The organism is [Clostridium] fimetarium (assembly GCF_900111235.1).
GTDB classification, from domain to species: domain Bacteria; phylum Bacillota; class Clostridia; order Lachnospirales; family Lachnospiraceae; genus Clostridium_N; species Clostridium_N fimetarium.
On the sequence record NZ_FOJI01000005.1, the window covers coordinates 69,551 to 90,360 of the forward strand.

Below are 20,810 nucleotides of genomic sequence, written 5' to 3' on the forward strand. Positions count from 1 at the left end.
TTGAATTGTATAAAAAGAAGATATAAAAACAGCAGGAATGGAAAAGAAACAATCATTATTATCATTTATAATACAGTTACCACATGAGAAAAGAGGTGAAAAAATGGAAGTTAAAGCAATTATGTATGATAGTCAGAAGTTTATTGAAGATAACATGAAAGAATCATTAACGGTGGAAGAAATCGCATCAAATGTAGGATATTCGGTTTACTATTTTTCAAGAATATTTAAACAGTATATGAAAGAATCCGTTATGGAATATGTGAAAGAGCGTAAGCTTATAAAGGCATCTGAAGAAATAATAGCTGGTAAGAAGATTTTAGATGTTGCATTAGAGTATGGCTATCAATCTCATAGCGGTTTTACCAAAGCATTTAAGAAAACATATGGTTTTTCACCTATTCTTTTACGAGCTTTTAACTTCCAAAAAAACTATTTAGGAGGTAATTATATTATGAGTCATGCATTTATGAGTAATACAAATGTTCATGCAACAAAAGAAGAATTATTTGAAGTGTTAGTTAGCACGGTACTTGGTAATCAGCTTAAATGTAACCAGGAAGAATTACAAAAAGCATTTGACATGGCATGTTTAGCACATGAGGGTCAAATTAGACATTCAGGTGATGAGTATGTATGTCACTCCATTAATGTTGCTATTTTGCTCGCTGATATGGAGGCGACGCAAGATACAATTATCGCAGGACTATTACATGATGTTCTTTTGGAAAAGACAAATATTACTTTAACAAATATTGAAAAAGAGTTTTCAAATAAAGTTAGTAATATTGTTGATGGAGTAACAAGGTTTAATAATGAAAAGGTAGAGCTTAGTGAAGAGGCAGTTTTAGTGAAATTAGCCGACAGACTTCATAACATGCGAACATTAGAATTTATGGATAAAAGTAGATGGAATGAAAAAGCAAAGGAAACGATAGATATTTTCATGCCAATCGCCATCAATTTAGGAAATGAAAAATTGAAGGCGGAGCTCAACGATTTATCTATAAAATATATAGGAAGATAAAGTTGAATCTAGACGGGGCTTGTAAGTTTGGAAGGTTTTTATTCTTTCATACTTACAAGCTTTTTACTGCACTGTTTGAACAAACAGGCGTCAAGAAAGTAACCCTTCCTTGTAAATCTGGCTATATAGTGTTATAATAGGGTCACAGATTTGCTTATCCATCTATGATAATATGTTAAAACGTTAGCATGTTGGAAAAATAGTATGTACAGCATCTTCAGACATGGATAAAATAACTTAATATTAAAAATTTGTGTGCTTATTCAGAATATAGAGGGATAAGTATTTTTTTATACTTTTTTATGAGGTGAGGAAGATAATGATAATTGAAAAAACGGTTCATTCATTAAAACGATACAAATGGTATATGAAAAAGAAATTCGCGAAAGAGTGCTGTCGCATAAATCTTTTAGAAGTTATCTATAATAGATATTATAAGTATGAAAGATTTGTGCCTATGGCACAAACATGGGATGTGTCTTGCTAAAGTAAGCCACAGGAATGGAGAAAAGGATGATTGAATTTAAAAATGTATCAAAGGTATATCCAGGTAATAAGGTTGCTGTAGAAAATATTAACCTTAAGTTTGAAACAGGTGAGTTTATATGCTTTGTTGGAACATCTGGTAGCGGTAAAACAACATGTATGAGAATGATTAACCGTATGAATATTCCGAGCAAAGGAACGGTTTTAATTGACGGAAGAGATATTAGTAAAACAAATGAAATTAATTTGCGAAGACGTATCGGATATGTGATTCAACAAATTGGATTGATGCCCCATATGAAAATCTATGAAAATATTACAATGGTACCCAAGCTATTAAAATGGTCTGAGGATAAGATGAATAAAGTAGCACGTGAATTGTTAAAAAAAGTAGATTTGCCAGAAAGTTATCTTGATTGTTACCCATCAGAACTGTCAGGCGGTCAGCAACAACGTATCGGGGTCATTCGTGCGTTGGCAGCAGATCAGGAGATTATTCTAATGGATGAGCCTTTTGGTGCGCTAGATCCTATTACACGTGATACACTTCAGCAACTTGTAAAACAATTACAACGTGAAATGGGAAAGACTATCATCTTTGTAACGCATGATATGGATGAAGCCCTAAAGTTATCAGACCGTATGGTTGTCATGGACAAAGGACAAGTTGTTCAATTTGATACGCCGGATGGAATATTAGCGAACCCTGCTAATGATTTCGTACGTGAAATGCTAGGGGAAGAGCGCTTAAATCGTGCTCAGTTTGATTATGAGACGGTTGAAAAAATGATGGTGCTTGAACCAATATGCATCTTGGAAAATCAAACGGTGGCCGAGGCAATTCAAATTATGAGAAAAAATCGCGTTGATACACTACTTGTAGTGAATGAAGAAAAACATTTGATGGGACAAGTTGATATTTTCGCTCTTGACCAGAGACGAATGGGCACCGACCGTGTGGGTAATCACACAAAAAAGATAAGTTATCTTTACAACGATACAAAAATACGAGACGCCATATATTATATCAATGATTTAGGGTTCCGCAATATTCCTGTTGTAAATAAAGATCTTGTATTGGCTGGACTTGTAACTCGTGCCTCAGTTGTAGATAAAGTATATGAAAGCTATTGGAGTGATTATCAGCCTGAAGGTGATGATACAATTCATCAGATAAAACCTGAGAAGATGTCAGCAGTGGAGGATACTCTATGATAGATTATTTAATTAAAAATAGATCTTTACTTGAATTAAAAATAGGCGAGCATTTCCTTATATCTATCGTGGCCTTGATGATAGGTACTATAATCGCTGTACCTATAGGTATTTTAATTACAAAATCACCTAAGTTATCGCAGGTGGTTATCTCTTTTTGTTCAGTTTTACAGACCATACCATCATTAGCACTTTTGGCGATTATGGTTCCCTTGTTTGGGGTTGGAAAACTACCGGCTATTATAGCGTTGGTAATATATTCATTACTTCCAATTTTGAGAAACACATATTTAGGAATGAATTCTGTTGATAAAAATATAATTGATGCATCGAAAGGAATGGGAATGACATGGATGCAGATAGTAGCTCATGTTAAAGTTCCGTTAGCTTTTCCAGTTATCATGTCAGGAATTCGTTTATCTGCAGTATATATGGTTGCTTGGGCAACGCTTGCATCTTATATTGGTGCTGGTGGTCTTGGAGATTTTATATTCATGGGATTGAACAACTTTAATTTCTATGCAATTATAGCCGGCACAGTACCTGTTACATTAATGGCGCTGCTATTTGATGGTTTGCTCAGTATTGTTGAACGTAAACTTACACCTAAAACAACTAGAGATATTGCACACCAGTCTGGGAAGGAGTCTGCCAATGTTTAAAGAAAAAAAGAATAAGAAATCATTAAGATATATGATACTCACATTTATGCTAGTAATTACAATGACAGTGTCTGGATGTTCCCTACCGGGTCTTGGTAAAAGTGTATCTGATAATGGGATAATCATTGCAGGTGGAAATACAACAGAGCGTCAAATACTTGCAGAAATCGTAAGTCAGATGTGCAAACATTATTTGGCAAGTACGGATATAACTTTAATCAATAATCTCGGTTCTTCAATGCTGATTTTGCAAGCACTGGATCGGGATGATGCAAATATTTCAGGTGCTATGTATACAGGTACTTCGCTAACAGGAGAGCTGGGTCTAGATTCTACAACGGATCCTGTAAAAGCGATGGAAGATGTAGTAAACGGTTATAACACAAAATATAATATGGTGTGGTTCCCCTCTTATGGATTTGAAAACACATATGCATTTATGATTACTCGTGAATTGTCAGAGGAGAAGGGAATTACAAAAATCAGTCAGCTGAAAGACTATGCAGCAACGCTTAAAGTAGGTGTTGATACCAGTTGGATTGAACGTAAAGGCGATGGATATGAAGGATTTAAGAAGTTGTATGGGTTCGATTTTGCAAATATAAACGCTATGGAGATTGGTCTGGTGTATAATGCACTTCATGCGGGCGAGATGGATGTGGCGCTGGGCTATTCTACAGATGGTCGAATTGATGGATATGATCTTGTTGTTTTAGAGGATGACCAGCATTTATTCCCACCATATGAAGCCAGCCCCGTTGTGACAAAAGAGCTGCTTCGAAAATACCCAGATATTGAAACTGTGCTTTTGAAGCTTGAAGGTGAGATTGATTCCAAAATGATGCAGAAAATGAATCGAAATTCAGATGAACAGCAGATTGAACCACGTGTTATAGCAAAACAATTTCTTGAGGAAAACAATTATTTCCAAGCAAAAAAAGTGATACCACTTTCAGAGCGTCCACTATATAAGAATATAGTTCAAGATATTCTGCCACTAGATGAAGAAAAGGGGACTAAATAATGCAAGCTTTATTAAAATATTACCAAGTAAATGGAAACTATGTATGGGATCAGTTTTTAACGCATTTCTTAATTTCAATCTATGGTGTTTTATTTGCAGCTATTATTACAATACCAATTGGCTTCTATATTGCTAGACATAGTACCTTGGCTGGATGGTTTATTGCTCTGGCTAATATTATTCAGACAATTCCTTCGCTTGCCTTGTTGTCAATACTAATGGTTTTTATTGGACTTGGATCAAATACGGTTATCGTAACGGTATTTCTTTACTCAATACTTCCAATATTAAAGAATACCTATACCGCAGTTAAAAATGTGGACAAAGACTTATTAGATGTTGCAAAGGGACTTGGAATGACCAATAATCAGATACGAGTTAAGGTAGAAATACCGCTATCGTTGTCTGTGATTATGGCAGGAGTCCGGAATGCAATTGTAATTGCAATTGCCATAACCGCAGTTGGAACATTTATTGGTGCTGGTGGATTGGGAGATATTATTTCTCGTGGTATCAACGTAACAGATGGATCAGCAATCATCTGGGCCGGCGCACTTCCTACGGCTTTAATGGCTGTAATCTGTGATCTGGTACTTGGTAAAATCGAGAGAAATCTTGCGAAACGGTATTCATAAAAGATTATTTCAAGCCTCGTAAGTGCCACAAAATTGGTACTTAAGGGGCTTGATTTTGCTGTTCACATTAAATCTATTTTTTTATATCTGGATGATTAAGTACTGTAAAATGCTAAGAAGTATTAACTTGAAAATAGTTTGATGCAGTGGCCTATGAAGAAATGAAACCTTGAGATGTCCTAGAAACAAAGGAAGAAGTTGCATGTGAAGTTACCAGCATAAAACAAAAGAAAAGAAAGATATAGTTACTTTTCGATTAGAAGCGAAACGTAAAAAGTTGACAGATACGCTTCTAGATGATTTAATTACCAAGGAAGCATATCATGAGATGTACAATGATTTAGTAATTGACTTGCATAAATCAGTCGATAAACGTACAATAATAGAGTGAATCCTTGATGGTTTTGACTGTGTGGTATGTGAAAGTATTATCTAGACGGTCGTATTGAAAAAACACATAAAAAAAAATAAAATAATATTCAATGGAGGAATACAAAATGTCGATGAAAGATATGGATAGAATGAAAAAATTAATAGATGAGAAGAAATTAAAAGGTGGTTTCTTACCAGAAGAAAAAAAGATTGGTTCTGGTAGTGTTGAAAAGAAGAATAAGAATATAGGACTTGATTTTACTAGAACGAAAAAAATATCACAGTAGATTTTTATAATTCACTCAAAATGCTGAAGTAAGGGCACGATCGAGCGAATTTGAATCTAAAAGGACATATAATAGTAATAAAAAAAATACCGCATGTATATTATGAATGCGGTATTTTTGTATATGTTATTAAAGCAATATTTAAAGCATAAAACTTTGAAATGGTTGCGTGAATAAATAAACGATATAAAGATTTTAACGGAGGAAAATATATATGATACATTTTGACAGTGATTATTTAGAAGGAGCGCATCCTGAAATATTAAGGCGACTGATGGAAACGAACATGGAAAAAACATCAGGTTATGGAACAGATATTTATTGTGAAGAGGCTAGAAAAAAAATAAGGAAAGTATGTAATTGTCCGGAGGCTGAAGTTTTCTTTTTAATGGGAGGAACGCAGACGAATGCAACTGTAATTGATGCAATGCTTTCAAGGACTGAAGGCGTTATAGCTGCTGATAGCGGGCACATAAGCATTCATGAAGCAGGTGCCATAGAAGCTAGTGGCCATAAAGTTTTGGCGTTACCACACGAAAATGGAAAATTGTCAGCATCTGCAATAGAAAAATATATTGAGAATTTTTATGATGATGGAAATCATGAGCATATGGTTTCTCCTGGAATGGTATACATTTCTCATCCAACGGAGTATGGAACTCTTTATACGAAAAAAGAACTGGAAGAAATCAGGATAGTATGTCATAGACATGAAATCCCCCTATATCTCGATGGAGCAAGACTTGGATATGCGCTAGTGGCAAAGAATACTGACATAACGTTAGAAGTGATTACAAGTAACTGTGATGCATTTTATATCGGTGGAACGAAAGTTGGAGCATTATTTGGAGAAGCGGTTGTATTTACAAAACCGAATAAAATAAAGCATTTCCTTTCTATAGTGAAGCAGCATGGAGCGTTGTTGGCCAAGGGACGTTTGCTAGGAATACAGTTTGACACACTCTTTGATAATAACCTATATTTTGAGATTTCAAAGAATGCCATAGAGATGGCTGACAAGTTAAAGAAAATTTTTGAAGAGAAGGGCTATAAGTTCTTTTTGAAAACACCGACAAATCAGCAGTTTATTATATTAGAAAATGAGAAGATGAAACAACTTTCTGAAAAAGTCACCTTTAGTTTTTGGGAAACATTGGATGAGAATCATACCGTAGTGAGATTCGCAACCAGTTGGGCCACTAATGAAGAAGATGTTGAGAAATTAAGACAAATCCTATAAGCCAATACAAGCATTTTCAGAAGATTATAGATGCAATGAATATTTCTAAGATGTTTGACTTTTAATAAAATATAATATATCATCTATTTAATTGCATAAATTAAGAGTAAAGGCTATGAAAAGAATAAGTAACAATCATAAATACAAACAGAAAATTGCCGGTTGATGAGAGGCGTATGGATAATGATTGTGAATACATCTTGGAGCTGCGTACCGAATAGAGAAATCTTACTAGGCTACGACGGATAGGCACCCCGTGATCGTGTGCTAGAGTATCGCTTCGGCTGTACTTGATAAGGTAAGTAATGTGAGTTACTTATGAACTTAGGGTGGTATCACGAGATTATGTCTCGTCCTTTTGGTAAACAAGAGGGCGGGACTTTTTTGTTTGCATTTTTTAATTCTTAATTAGGCAATAATAAAATTTTGGAGGTAATGTAATGTTAGAACCGAAAGAGCAAATTAAGATTATTTGCAAAGGGACAGAGGAACTGATTAATGAAGAGGAATTGTTAGCGAAACTTGAAAAATCTTGTAGGGAAGAGCGACCATTAATAATTAAGTTAGGACTTGATCCATCTGCACCTGATATTCATCTAGGACACACGGTGGTACTTCGGAAAGTGAAACAAATGCAGGATTTAGGACATCGCGCTGTAATCATTATTGGCGATTTTACAGGTAAAATAGGCGACCCAACAGGAAAGTCAAAAACAAGGATACCATTAAGTAATGAGCAAGTGTTAGAAAATGCAGAAACATATTGCGAACAGATTTTCAAGGTATTAGACAAAGAAAAAACAGAAGTACGATTTAATAGTGAATGGTTATCGCGACTTAATTTTGAGGATGTCATTAAATTAGCGTCAACAACTACTGTTGCAAGAATGCTTGAAAGAGATGATTTTCAAAATAGGTATAGGAGCCAGTTGCCGATAGGCATACATGAGTTTTTTTATCCTTTGATGCAGGCATATGATTCGGTTGAAATCAAAGCGGATATTGAACTTGGAGGGACCGATCAAAAATTTAATGTGTTAATGGGAAGAACACTACAAAAATCAGTAGGACAAGAGCAGCAGATAGCGATGTTTATGCCTATACTTGTGGGTCTAGATGGTGTAGAAAAAATGAGTAAAAGTCTAGGAAATTATATTGGGGTTAATGAACCCTCCCAGATAATGTTTAAGAAGGTTATGGAAATCCCTGACAAGTTGATTATCCATTATTTTGAACTGGTTACAGATGAACACCCAGATACAATTGAAAGAATAAAAGAAAAATTAGCATCTGGAATTAATCCCAAAGATGTAAAGTTAATCTTAGCGGATATAATAACTAAATTATATCATGGAGAAAATGAAGCGAATAAGGCAAGGCAATATTACGAAGTAGCCTTTTCAAAAAAGTCTATCCCAGATGATATTCCTGAATTATTGCTTGATTTAGAAAATGACACAATAGAAGGAATCGTACCACAATTAATTGCTATGGGAATCGTACAAAGCAAAAGTGAATTTATTCGTCTAGTAAAGCAAAATGGAGTTCAGGTTAAAGGTGAAAAAATTGATTTGGATGATATGAAGAGGGTCCTTTGTTGTGGAGATGTTTTGAGGATAGGGAAGAAGAAATTCTTGAAGTTAATTAAATAACTATTCTGGAGTTTGACAAGGACGGTGTCAGATTTAAGAATATAGATGTCGAGCGCCAGGAATTATCTTGGCGCTTTTTTGCTGCAGAAAAGAGGAGATTATGAAATTATTATTCGAAACCCATATATTGGTAATAAAACAAGGGACCTAAAATCATTGACAACAGAAGAATGGTATGATATATTTTGTTTTATATTATCCCACTAATTCTGTATGAATAGTGGGAAAAGCCTATTTATCATAACTAGACATGGAGGAAGAAATTATGAAATCAATATTTAAAAAAGTAACAGCAGGAATAATAGCATTAGTTTTAACTTTGGGTACCGTTGCTCCGGCAGTACTGATTTATGCAGATACGGCAACACCTTCTGCAAATACCAATCAATATCCGTGGAGTGAGGTTGTTGGTGGAACAACCGGCGACTACATAGCAGATTCATTTAAGGATATACCTTCAGGCCATGTCTTTGAGTCAGTAACGCAAGAACGACTTCTTGATATATTAAGCAGCACGGGAAACTACTACATCGTTTTTGGTAATCCTAAGCTTGCAACAACACAAGCAGTTTTAAGTACAATTAACACGCAGGCAAAAGCAGACGGAATAACTAAAATTTATTATTTCGATCCATTTGTTGATGGTTATCAAATAGATATTACGAATAGCGCCAGCGTATTTAAGACATCTAATGGTACTTCTGTAAATCAATTATGGACCAGAATTACCGATTTACTTCCAAAAGGTGCTCCTATTGAAAATTATAAATCAAGCGATACATTGTTGTTCGTTTACAATAATAATGGAAGTACAGCTCAAATTACAGCATCATATAGTTTGCAAGATGCCACAGGTTTTAATGCTATCACAGCATCTTCTAGTATTGCAAATGTATTTAAGGGTGGTGTCAATGGAGGCTCCGTGATTCAAAGCAGCATCCGTTCCGATTTTGCTTTCTTTAAAAGAGTATACAATTCATCTGCAACTTATTTTAATGCCAATAATGGAGCAGGCGCGACTTTAAACAAAACGGGGGAGGCATCTACTGAATTATTTACCGATGCTGATGAAGCAGGTTTTGTTTTCCACCAGGTGAATTTTGTTGAACTATTGGATTTGTTGAATTCACCAGGAGATCATATTATTTTCTTTGGCGCTTCATGGTGCCATAATACACAGGCAATTATCAAGGACGTTGCATCAAAGGCTAAACAATATGGACAGAAAACAGTTTATGTGTATGACACAACTTTAGGAAATCAGCTAACGTTTGGTACAGGGGAAAACATTAATAAAGTTACTGCATCTTCAAGTGTATTTAATTCACGCAACAGTGTGAGCACGACAACCCCTGGTAATGGCAATATAAGCTATGTCTATGGTGAGCTCGTTAAATATTTAGATAATTATTTTACTGAGAATAATTCTAAACAAAATAACAGTATTACTTATTATCCTAATGGTGATTTAACTGGTGCTATTACATCAAAAAAACCTTGGGAAACTGGAACATATAAAAATGCAATTCGTTTGCAATTACCATTTTTAATTAGTTACAATAAAGCAGCAGTAAATCCAGTTACAAAGCAATGGTTACACAAAAATGCGGCCAATGATGGTACATATACGGAGTATATGCTTGATCTAGCATGGGTATTAAAGACTCCAATTGCACTAGCAGATACGGCAGGTATTGATGGGCTTAGTAAGGTTAATATTGCAAGTGAAGCTGTAAAAGCCCTTGACAATGTATTAAAACCAGATGGTTACACAGCGAACTATCCTATACTTAGCAACTTCACAACATTTACAGGTGCTGGAAATTCTTCAGCAAGAATAGATGCGGATATAAGCGATTTTGTCCAGTTATTATATAATGGGCAAGTGGTAGATTCTCAAAACTATACGCTCGAGAGTGGAAGTACAATTATCACATTGAAGGAAGCTTATTTAAAAACATTGGGAACTGGTGCTTTTAACTTCACGGCACAATTTGAAGATGGAACAGTAGCTTTAACACTTAATTTGGATAAACAATCCGTAGGAGATGAAGCTTTAATCAGTTCACCTGTGGAGGAAGGCTCTTTGAGCGCTACTATTGCTGCAGCTGGAGCATTGAACAGTCCAGCTACTGGTGATAGTACAAATTATATCCTATGGATATTGGCAGGTGCGGCATCTATATTCACAATTGGTGCATTTACATTTGATGTAAAGCGTCGCAAAAAAATCATTAATAATCATTAGATTATTTCTTGATATTATAACAATTTAATTGATCATCATTATAAAATCCGTCATACGGATATGGAAAGGAAGTGTAGAGACATGAACGTTGATTTTTTATCAGTAGCAGCACTGGCTGTTGTCTTATTTTTATTTGTTATCATTTATATTTTACAAAAAAAAGATGTGAACTTTAGCTTGATTATTTTAGGCTCGTTAGTGGTTGGTGTGGTTGTAGGTATACTTTTTTCAGGACATACAACTTGGGTGACACCAGTCGGGAAAATATATGTAAGCGTACTAAATTCGATTGTTGTCCCATTGATTATTATATCGATTCTCAGTAGTATTACATCGTTAGGTTCCACTTCCCAGTTGAAAGGGATAGGAATAAAATCCATTTTTTGGCTTTTAATTACAACGCTTCTTGCTATACTTTTAGCACTTGGACTTGGGTTGATTTCTGGAATCGGAAGAAATTCTTATCTCACAATAGATGGACTTGATGCACAGAACTTTCAAGCCAAGGTGGTTCCATTTTCACAAGTATTGATTGGATTTTTTCCACGTAATATTATCAGTGATATTTCAGACGAAAAGATAATCCCGATAATTTTATTTTCGGTTTTGATTGCGGTTGCTTATGTATTTGTTGCCCATGAAAATCATGAAAAGGTAGCTCCATTTAAGAAACTTGTTGAAGCACTTAAGGAAATCATTTTTAAAGCTGTTGATTTCATCGTTATGCTTACTCCATATGCAGTTCTAGCGTTAATAGTAACAGCTACTGGAAATGGAGTTAGTCGCTCGGGGATTATATGGTCACTGTTAGCAATGTTGATTCTATCAATCATAGCGTTTGCTATCGATACTTGGGCTATCAATGCTGTATTATTAAAAGTATTTGCAAAACTTAGTCCAAGAAAATTTTTTGGAAAAATCATTCAACCTCAAATCATAGCCTTTTCCACTCAATCTAGTGCAGGAACATTACCTGTCACTATAGGCGTACTTACTAAAAAAATAGGAATCGATGCAAAAATTGCAAATTTTACAGCTCCTCTTGGGACAACAATTGGTATGCCAGGGTGTGCAGGTATCTGGCCAATTTTGACAGCTATTTATGGTATTAATGCACTAGGTATTCATTATGGAATAAAAGATTATATTTTATTGGTGGTAATTGGCCTGTTTGTTTCACTTGGAACGGCGGGAGTGCCTGGAACTGCTACCATTACAACGGCAAGTGTTCTAGCAGCGGTGGGTCTGCCACTGGAACTTATAATTCTAACAATACCTATTTCGGCTATTGCTGATACTTTCCGTACAGCAACTAATGTTACAGGTGCAATGGTGGCTTCGGCAATTGTGGGACGTCAAGAGCACAGCTTAAATGACAATATATTTAATGGAATTGAAACTTATAAGTCAGATGACGAAGATAAAGATGGCAACAATGAAAAGATGAAGGATGGAGCGGATTCAGAGGATATTAATAGTACCCCATTTGAAGAAGTGCCAACTGGAGCAGGATGCCGGATATAGATATTAATACAATAATTAAGAAAGGAAAAAAAATGAAAATAAATATTCTGAATATACAGGGATTAATTAGTTTTAGAAAAAAATATTTTAAGATTCTATTTTCAGTCGCGCTGATTTTTACATTAGTAGTTGCGATACCTATTAGCTCTATAAATGCTTTTGCAGCACTTCTTGAAGATTGTGATTTGGATGGTTACGATGATTCAACGGGAGTTCCCGTTCCTTGGCCAGGATATGATGAGACGAAAGGTGATACGCCTAGTGGACCAGGTGGTGTAATTACAAGTACGAAAGCAGCAACCAGCACTACAACTGCAACAACGGCTTCGACAACGGCTGCGACAATAGCAGCAAGTACGAATAATATGGCAGCAGGAAATACAAGTGATACTTCAACAGGAAATACAACCAATACGCCTTCAGGAAGTACGAGCACTTCGTCTACTAGCAATACCAATACTTCAGCTTCTGGAAGTTCAAGCAGTGCAAACGCTGTGAGTGGAAGTACAGGGACTGTAGAGTCAAATGCTCAGAGTACAGCTGTTAATGGCAATAATGAAGTAGTTGCTTCTAGCACTATAGTATCAGTGGGAGAAGCTGCATCGCCAGTAAGCTTCGATACAATTATTAATACAAAAGGCTTACTTAAAATCTTAGACGTCAAAGGCAGCATTATTCATGCAGGAAGTTCAATCTTGATTTCAGGATCAGGGTTTATTGGAAACATTGATGGTCTACAAATTGAGATTCATTCAGAACCTTTGCAGTTAGGTACTGTTACTTCCTCAAAAGAAGGCGCATTTGAAACACAGATTAGCATTCCCGAAAATCTAGAGGCAGGAACACACGAAATTGTTGTGTTATATCAGGGAAAAGAAATTGTAAGTCAGCAGATCGAAGTAGCTCCAAAAGCTGCCGATACTTTTTTAGAAGCACTTACTGTGGGATTTTCAGCGGATAATCAGGGACTTGTTCCGGGACTTTTAATTTTAGTAGCACTTATTATAGTAGGGAGTGTTACGTTACTAATCGGTGGAATTGTCAATTCTCGTCGAAGCAGTCGTGTATCTGAAAAAGTCGTTTAGGAAAAATTGTGGACCAAGTAAATTTTACTCCTATTTTTAATATCATACCGTACTATAAAGTAATGATATCGAAATCGCCACATATAATTATAAAAATATGAAAATTCGGTATATAAATGATTATTTATGTAGTGCAGGAAGGCGATACGATAACATCAATTGCAAATAAATTTGGAGTAGCTGAAACAAGGCTGATATATGAAAATGGCATTGCAAATCCAACTGATCTGGTAATAGGACAAACAATTGTAATTACCTATCCCAATGAGACTTATATTGTAAAAGAAGGAGATACATTGCCTAAAATTGCATTAGATCACAAAGTCCCAATCATGCAATTATATCGAAATAATTCATTCCTTTGGGATAGACAATATATATTTCCAGGTGAAGAACTTATCATTAGTTATGATACGAAAGAGTCGATTGCTACAAATGCATATGCATTTCCTTTTATAGATAAATTTACTTTAAAGAAAACATTGCCATACTTAACCTATCTTTCTATACTGAATTATCAGACATTAAAGGGCGGAGAAATTGAATCTTTCTATGATGATTCCGAACTAATTCAGATGACAAATCAATTTGGAGTGCTACCGCTCATGCTTGTTACAAGTGTAACATTTCAAGGTGAGCGAAATCCTGAAACCATATATGAGATATTATTAAACCCTGTTTATGCGGAAAAGCATGTGCAAAACATGCTTAATGTTATGAAGGAAAAGGGATATTACGGGGTAAATATTACAATCACGTATCTAAATGAAACGAATCAGGACTTTTATTTAAATTATTTGAAACGAGTTAGTACCATTTTAAAGAAAGAAGGTTATCTTTTATTTATTACGATAGATCCTAATATTACAGTAAAAGATAATCAGGAAACATTTGAGAGAGTAGACTATACAAAATTCAATGACCTAATTGATGGAGCTTACTTAATGAAATTTTATTGGGGAACTCAATATGGACCGCCAATGCCTGTCAGCTCTATCAAAAGGGTTTCGTTGTATTTAGACTATACGGTACAAATGATAAAACCCGAAAAATTAAATATTGGATTTCCACTATTAGGGTATGATTGGAAACTCCCATATATTAAAGGATTTTCGGAAGCAAATTCTATCTCGTTAGATAATGCAATAGAGTTGGCATCTTTAAAAGATTCAATAATATATTTTGATGAAATTTCAGAAACACCCTATTTTCAATATGCAGTGAAAGCAGATAAAAATATAATAAATCATATAGTATGGTTTGTTGATGCCAGAACGATTGAGGCCATTGTTGATTTGGTTTTAGAAAATGAAATACAAGGAACAGGTTTATGGAATATTATGAACTATTATCCGCAGTTATGGCTTATTTTAAATTCAAGTTTTAAAATTATAAAACTAATACCTGAAACAGTATGAGTTTATCTCTTAAATGAATTGTTTTGCCAAGGGGTCGCATCTTGTAAAAGATAGCGGCTCTTTTTTTTTTACCGTTAATATTTAGGTGGTAACGTCAACCATATAATAAATTTTAAATATTGATAAATATCTTGACACAAAGTATTGTTTGTATTAATATAAGTAATACAAAGGAGGCGATACTATGATATTAAAAATTGATATGTCCAATGATATCCCAATTTACCAGCAGATTCGTAATCAGATTGTATTTGGGGTTGCAAAAGGGGAATTGAAGTACGGAGATTCACTGCCTACTGTACGTCAGTTGGCTGCAGACATAGGTGTGAATCCAATGACCGTCAATAGAGCATATTCCATTCTTAAGAATGAGGGGACGATTATTATTGACCGTAGGCATGGTGCTAAGATTAGTTTGAAAAGCTTGGACAGCACAACATTTGATATAGATTTCGACCAAAGGGCCATTCTTCTGATTTCAGAAGCATCCACACGTGGCGCGACAAAAGAAGAACTAACTGAGCACATATCCAAGTTAATTGATATTGTCTACCAGACATGATTCCTATTTGCACAGGAAAACAAAAATTAACATTTATATAATTAAGAAAGTAGAAAAAACAAAAATAGTAATAAAAAAGTAGATGTACAAATATAGAAATAAAAAATAAAAATATAATAAAAAATAGGAGGGTTATAATATGATCTGGTCTTTTCTCATCATATATTGGGTTGTACTCGGGGCGATGACCGCCTCTGCATTATTATTTAGAAAATATCAAAACTATAAGATTTTGGGCATTACTTTTTCACAAGTACATGCGAAAACAATGGAGGTTCAAAAGGTACTGAAAAGTTATCAAGCAGTTTGCATGATTCAGTTTGTTGCTTCATTTGCAGCTGGGTTGCTTATGTTTTGGGGGCCGGTAAAACCATATGTTGATTTTTATATGCTTCTATTAACATTTATACTACTAATAGTAATAAGCGTTATCATCAAAACATATCAGGATAAGCTTATAGCACTTAAAGAAAGCAATAAATGGATTTATCCAGCAAAAGCAACTGTACTTGTTGATCTGGATGCATCAAGAGAAAAAGGAAAATCGGCTGTCTCAGTTTTATGGTCATGGTTTTTTGTGGTATTGAGCTTTATTCCAACCATATATCTGGTTTTAAATCCAGATACGCAAAAATACTACCCTTTCATTTTATCATTGCTTGGACCAGCAATTCAGCTGTTAATGGTTCTGATGTACAGGCAAACATTGAATCATCATACGCTAGTACTAAGTGAGAATTCAGAAATCAACAAGGCGTTGGCTAGAACACAAGAGCGCATCAACAGCATGGCTTCAACGCTAATAGGAATGATTATGTTATTGTTCTGGCTTATATTAAGCACAAGCATAGCCTATATAACGGATATAATGCTTGGCATGTGCGTTGTCGGAGTAATGATCATTTCTATTTTAGTAGTTGCTTACTGGCAACAGAAAAAAATACGTCAGGCGGAAGAATATTTCTTTGAAAACAGTCGGAGCGAATTGTTTGATGGTGAAGATGGGAATAATGATATTTATGAGCAGGGTAATCTTTGGAAATGGGGACTCTATAATAATCCAAATGATTCAAGGCTCTTTGTGCCAAAACGTATTGCTGGCTTGGGATGGACAATTAATATGGCTAAACCGATAGGAAAAATATTTATGATAGGCGTGTGCTTATTAGTCGTTGGAGCAATTGGAATTACAGTCGCATCTTCACTGACGGGTTACGAGGTACAAGAAAATAATTCTAAAATCACCGTGTCAAGTGTGATGTATCATAGCACATTTACCGCTGATGAAATTATATCAGTTAAAATGATTACACAGATTCCAGAATGCACACGAACGAATGGATATGGTGGTGCAACTAAGAGCAGCGGTCATTTTTCAGTGAATGGTTATGGCCCATGCATGTTTTATATCTACAATGATGTAAACGAATATATTGTCATTCAGTTGAAAGGGGAGGGACCTCAATACGTTTTTGTGAATGGCAAGACAATTAAGGAAACTGACAAACTCTATGATTACTTTAATACCTTCCTCAAATAATACGCTAAGTTTTTATAATCATGTTTACATGAATGTATTATAAAGTGAGCAATATTAGAGTTATTTATAAAATATAACTAACAGTTAATTTTATTGAATGAAATATGATGACTGTTCACTTGCTCAAAGTTAAGGCTTTTGCTATTCTATAGTTAGCAAAGGCCTTTGTTATTATAATGATTGGAGTAAAGTATGAAGATAAATGAAGTGATTCGAAAGTTTAGAAAAGAAGCAAATCTTACGCAGGAGCAAGTGGCAAATTATCTTGGAGTCACAGCACCGGCTGTGAACAAATGGGAAAATGGGAATTCGTATCCAGATATTACAATTTTGTCACCGCTGGCACGTGTATTAAAGACGAATGTAGATACGTTGCTATCATTCAATGAAGAATTAACAGATATTGAGATCAAACAACTTGCAGGAAATGTTGCAGAATTAGCGCAAAAAGAAGGCTTTATCAAAGCATTTGCAAGAGGGGAAGAGCTGATAAAGGAGTATCCTAATTGCGATTTATTAATTGTTTCAATCGCTCAACTATTAAATATGTATATCCATATTCAAGGAGTTGAAGATGCAAAACATTATGAGGCTAAGATTATTATGTGGTATGAGCTTGTAGCAACCAGTGCCGATCAGAATGTAGTTTCGATGGCAATCGTAGCACTTGTAAATATGTATGCAGCCAGAAAAGAATATGAAAAAGCACAAAAGCTTTTAGATAAGATTCCACCCCTTGGATATGATAAGCAGATTACACAAGCTATATTATATACAAATCAGGGAAAGACGGATGAAGCTTATGAGTTATATGAAAGAATGCTTTATAAAGATGCAAATGAGATAAACAGTTTTATTCAGCTCATTTTAAATCAATTAATAAAAGAGGCGGATTATGATAAAGCGGAAAAGTATGCTAATATAGCAAAGCAAACAGCAAAATTATTTGATTTAGGTACGTATATTGAAAATACACCAGATCTATTTATTGCCATTGCACAGAAAGATAAGAAAAGAAGCTTGGATTCTTTAGAAAAAATGGCGTCTGGTATTGATTCTATATGTGATTATATGAAATCCGAACTGTATTCGCATATTAAGTTCAAAGAATCATCCGATTCTGGTATGGTTCAAGAAATGTTCAAAAGAGGGATAGAAAGCGATAAAGAACTTGAATTCCTAAAAGGTGAAGTGAGATTCAAATCAATTATGAAGTCCTTAAGTAAATAGAAAGTTATGAGGGTACACAAATAGTTATTATTACGAATAACGAGCGCTAGGAACAATCTTAGCGCTTTTTGTTTGCTTAAAATTGTAAATGTATAAAAATAAAAGTAAGGCATAAAAGTAATTACTAAAAGTAATCAATAAAAGCATTTAAATGAATATAATAAATGAAATAATTTCCATAAAATTCCTTAATTATATGGTATGATATTAACTATTGGAATTATTATAAAAAAGGGAAATAGCGTAAGCCAATAAAAAATAAAAAAATTAGCAGGAGGAAACATTATGAAGAAACTTGGACTAATCGGTGGAATGGGACCAGAATCTACAATCGTATATTACCACGATATTCTCTACGGAGTGAAAAATAAACTAGGAATGGATGTATTTCCACCGATGTCCATAGATAGCATTAACCTATATGAAATGTTAGAATACTGTGATAACGATAATTCAAGACTGATTGGTCTTTTGGAACAATCAATAGAGAATCTGGCAGCAGGCGGTGCGCAATTTGCAGCGCTTACCTCCAACACCTCACATCTAGTCTACGATGCATTAGCAGCATCTTCACCAATTCCTCTAGTTAGCATTATAGATACCACCTGTGCAGAAGTGGAACGTTTAGGCTACAAAAAAGTTGGCCTTCTTGGAACAATTTTTACCACAGAGGGGAATTTCTTTAGAGAACCATTCGCGAGCCGTGGCATTAACCTAGTAACTCCTGACGCACCAACTCGTCGATTCGTAAGTGATCGAATTACATCAGAGCTTGAGATTGGACTGGTGAAGGAATCCACACTGAACGCTTTTAACAAAATAATCAGCGATATGCACAAGGAAAACGGAATAGAGGCGGTGATCCTTGGATGTACCGAATTGCCTCTTTTATTTAAAAATGCACAAACGCCAGTTGTGTGCCTTGATACTATGCAGCTTCACATTGCGGCGTTAGTGGATATGATTATAGAGTAAGAAGGAGAGAAAATTATGAAATACTATGTAGTAGATGCTTTTACCGATTCTGTATTTGGCGGCAATCCCGCCGGAGTATGTATTCTTGATCATAAAATAGCTGATGAAATCATGCTTAAAATAGCCGCCGAAAATAATCTGTCAGAAACTGCTTTTTTACTTAAGGAAAATGGACGTTACAATCTTCGTTGGTTCACACCAGAGGTAGAGTTTGACTTGTGTGGACACGCAACGCTTGGGACTAGTTACGTTGTGTTCCACTATCTTGAGCCTGAATTAATTCAGGTGGAGTACGAAACTATGAGCGGACTCCTTCGGGTAACAAGAGAGGGGGATCTTATGACCATGGATTTTCCAAGCCGGCCCCCAGTAAAAATGGATTTATCGTCCTTGATGCAGCTAGGATTTGACCGCACCATTTATGAAGTATACAAGTCAAGGGATCTCTTCCTAGTATTTGAAAGTGAGGCAGATGTTCGTGATCTAACCCCGGACATAAATGCACTTAGACAAATAGATCAAAGTCCCGAATTTGGCATTATCATAACTGCAAAGGGTGATACGTGCGACTTCGTATCTCGTTATTTTTCTCCAAATTCCGTTATCGGTGAAGACCCAGTAACGGGCTCTGCTCATTGCTCCTTAATCCCATTTTGGAGTGAACACCTTGGAAAAAAGCAGATGCAAGCAAAGCAGTTATCAAAGCGAGGCGGAGAGCTGCTTTGTGAAGACTGCGGTGAGAGGGTAAAGATTAGCGGTACGGCAGTGTGTTATATGGTTGGCGAAATTATGATAGACAGATAGGATCTTTTATATAAAAAAAATTAATTTAAAGGAGAGATACATTATGGAAAACAGCGATATTCAAGACTATGATAAAATGAACTGGTTATATAATGCACTATACGGTGACATTTCCACTGAACAATTACAGCATTTAGATCGTATAGAAATGCATAAGGAGTTGTTGCAATCCTTTGGAAACAAAGAAATATCAATTTTAGATTCTGCTTGTGGAAATGGAGTTCAAGCGACGGCATTAGCTTTGAATGGATATCACGTTACGGCAACGGATATCAGTGGCGAAATGATAAAACTAGCACGAGAATTTTCTGAAAAACATAATGTTGAACTTAAAACATCAGTTAATTCTTGGTTAGAACTTCCTGATTTATTTCAGTCTCAATTTGATATTGTATTTAATATAGGAAATTCAATTGTACACTCTCTTCATTCAACAACAAGGGAATGCGACATATCCGCATTGATTCAAGTATTAAAAAAAGAAGGAACGCTTGTAATTGAAACGCGTAATTGGGAAAAAGTAATTGCTGAAAATAAAAAGTTCACTGTTTATGATAAAGTATCTTATCTTAATAAAAGTTATATACCTATGTATCATTGGATATTAAATGGCCTAGAAAATGAGGCGAAAGTCGAGATCTTATTGCAAGAAATTTGGGAGAATAATCATGTAGAACTGTATGAAAGTACATTGAATTTCACCCCATTTTCACATAAAATGCTGCTAGATACAATGAAGAAATTAGGCTTGACGATTACAAAGGACACACATGATAAAGGATGCGATTGGTATATGATATACGGAAAAAAGATTTAAGGTTCTA

General features: G+C 35.1%; 19 protein-coding genes and 1 other annotated feature. All 19 genes read left to right on the top strand.

Annotated elements, in window-relative coordinates:
• The first annotated feature begins 103 nt into the window (after positions 1 to 103).
• The 19 genes from BMY18_RS07770 (at position 104) to BMY18_RS07850 (ending at position 20,803) form a co-directional block, all read left to right on the top strand.
• Positions 104 to 1,027 carry a helix-turn-helix transcriptional regulator gene (locus BMY18_RS07770; protein WP_092452418.1) on the top strand — a complete coding sequence of 308 codons (924 nt, stop codon included), beginning with the start codon at positions 104 to 106 and terminating at the stop codon, positions 1,025 to 1,027.
• Between the two features lie 319 nt (positions 1,028 to 1,346).
• A complete protein-coding gene (locus tag BMY18_RS21015; protein ID WP_170841345.1) occupies positions 1,347 to 1,514 on the top strand; it encodes a hypothetical protein in 168 nt (55 codons plus the stop codon).
• Between the two features lie 26 nt (positions 1,515 to 1,540).
• A complete protein-coding gene (locus tag BMY18_RS07775; protein WP_092452421.1) occupies positions 1,541 to 2,728 on the top strand; it encodes an ABC transporter ATP-binding protein in 1,188 nt (395 codons plus the stop codon).
• Positions 2,725 to 3,390: an ABC transporter permease gene (locus BMY18_RS07780; RefSeq protein ID WP_092452424.1), complete on the top strand. Its 666-nt coding sequence runs from the start codon at positions 2,725 to 2,727 to the stop codon at positions 3,388 to 3,390. Before BMY18_RS07775 ends, BMY18_RS07780 begins: the two co-directional genes overlap by 4 nt.
• Complete coding sequence (locus BMY18_RS07785; protein ID WP_242940991.1) at positions 3,383 to 4,414, top strand: osmoprotectant ABC transporter substrate-binding protein; 1,032 nt, start codon at positions 3,383 to 3,385, stop codon at positions 4,412 to 4,414. Before BMY18_RS07780 ends, BMY18_RS07785 begins: the two co-directional genes overlap by 8 nt.
• Complete coding sequence (locus tag BMY18_RS07790) at positions 4,414 to 5,049, top strand: ABC transporter permease (RefSeq protein ID WP_170841346.1); 636 nt, start codon at positions 4,414 to 4,416, stop codon at positions 5,047 to 5,049. The genes BMY18_RS07785 and BMY18_RS07790 overlap by 1 nt, the downstream gene beginning before the upstream one ends.
• Positions 5,050 to 5,546: 497 nt before the next feature.
• A complete protein-coding gene (locus BMY18_RS21020; protein ID WP_170841347.1) occupies positions 5,547 to 5,708 on the top strand; it encodes a hypothetical protein in 162 nt (53 codons plus the stop codon).
• Between the two features lie 214 nt (positions 5,709 to 5,922).
• Positions 5,923 to 6,948, top strand: coding sequence for a threonine aldolase family protein (locus BMY18_RS07795; protein WP_092452429.1), 1,026 nt, complete (start codon positions 5,923 to 5,925; stop codon positions 6,946 to 6,948).
• Between the two features lie 106 nt (positions 6,949 to 7,054).
• Positions 7,055 to 7,309, top strand: a binding site (T-box leader).
• A 79-nt stretch (positions 7,310 to 7,388) separates the two neighbouring features.
• Positions 7,389 to 8,600 carry a tyrosine--tRNA ligase gene (gene tyrS, locus BMY18_RS07800; RefSeq protein ID WP_092452432.1) on the top strand — a complete coding sequence of 404 codons (1,212 nt, stop codon included), beginning with the start codon at positions 7,389 to 7,391 and terminating at the stop codon, positions 8,598 to 8,600.
• 265 nt (positions 8,601 to 8,865) lie between these two features.
• On the top strand, positions 8,866 to 10,848 hold the full coding sequence (locus BMY18_RS07805) for a hypothetical protein (protein ID WP_092452435.1): 1,983 nt from the start codon (positions 8,866 to 8,868) through the stop codon (positions 10,846 to 10,848).
• A gap of 81 nt (positions 10,849 to 10,929) precedes the next feature.
• Positions 10,930 to 12,372, top strand: coding sequence for a dicarboxylate/amino acid:cation symporter (locus BMY18_RS07810; RefSeq protein ID WP_170841348.1), 1,443 nt, complete (start codon positions 10,930 to 10,932; stop codon positions 12,370 to 12,372).
• 32 nt (positions 12,373 to 12,404) lie between these two features.
• Positions 12,405 to 13,457: a hypothetical protein gene (locus BMY18_RS07815; protein WP_139197240.1), complete on the top strand. Its 1,053-nt coding sequence runs from the start codon at positions 12,405 to 12,407 to the stop codon at positions 13,455 to 13,457.
• Between the two features lie 116 nt (positions 13,458 to 13,573).
• Positions 13,574 to 14,875, top strand: a complete 1,302-nt coding sequence (locus tag BMY18_RS07820; RefSeq protein ID WP_092452443.1) for a LysM peptidoglycan-binding domain-containing protein — start codon at positions 13,574 to 13,576, stop codon at positions 14,873 to 14,875.
• Positions 14,876 to 15,059: 184 nt separating this feature from the next.
• Positions 15,060 to 15,437 (top strand): GntR family transcriptional regulator, encoded by a 378-nt coding sequence (locus BMY18_RS07825; RefSeq protein WP_092452445.1) that lies wholly within the window; start codon positions 15,060 to 15,062, stop codon positions 15,435 to 15,437.
• Positions 15,438 to 15,576: 139 nt separating this feature from the next.
• Positions 15,577 to 16,977, top strand: coding sequence for a DUF5808 domain-containing protein (locus BMY18_RS07830; protein ID WP_092452448.1), 1,401 nt, complete (start codon positions 15,577 to 15,579; stop codon positions 16,975 to 16,977).
• A 192-nt stretch (positions 16,978 to 17,169) separates the two neighbouring features.
• Entirely contained in the window at positions 17,170 to 18,207 is a 1,038-nt protein-coding gene (locus BMY18_RS07835; RefSeq protein ID WP_092452451.1) for a helix-turn-helix domain-containing protein, read from the top strand.
• A gap of 285 nt (positions 18,208 to 18,492) precedes the next feature.
• On the top strand, positions 18,493 to 19,182 hold the full coding sequence (locus tag BMY18_RS07840) for an aspartate/glutamate racemase family protein (RefSeq protein ID WP_092452454.1): 690 nt from the start codon (positions 18,493 to 18,495) through the stop codon (positions 19,180 to 19,182).
• 15 nt (positions 19,183 to 19,197) lie between these two features.
• Complete coding sequence (locus tag BMY18_RS07845) at positions 19,198 to 19,986, top strand: PhzF family phenazine biosynthesis protein (protein WP_092452457.1); 789 nt, start codon at positions 19,198 to 19,200, stop codon at positions 19,984 to 19,986.
• A 43-nt stretch (positions 19,987 to 20,029) separates the two neighbouring features.
• Positions 20,030 to 20,803, top strand: coding sequence for a class I SAM-dependent methyltransferase (locus tag BMY18_RS07850; RefSeq protein WP_092452460.1), 774 nt, complete (start codon positions 20,030 to 20,032; stop codon positions 20,801 to 20,803).
• The last annotated feature ends 7 nt before the right edge of the window (positions 20,804 to 20,810 follow it).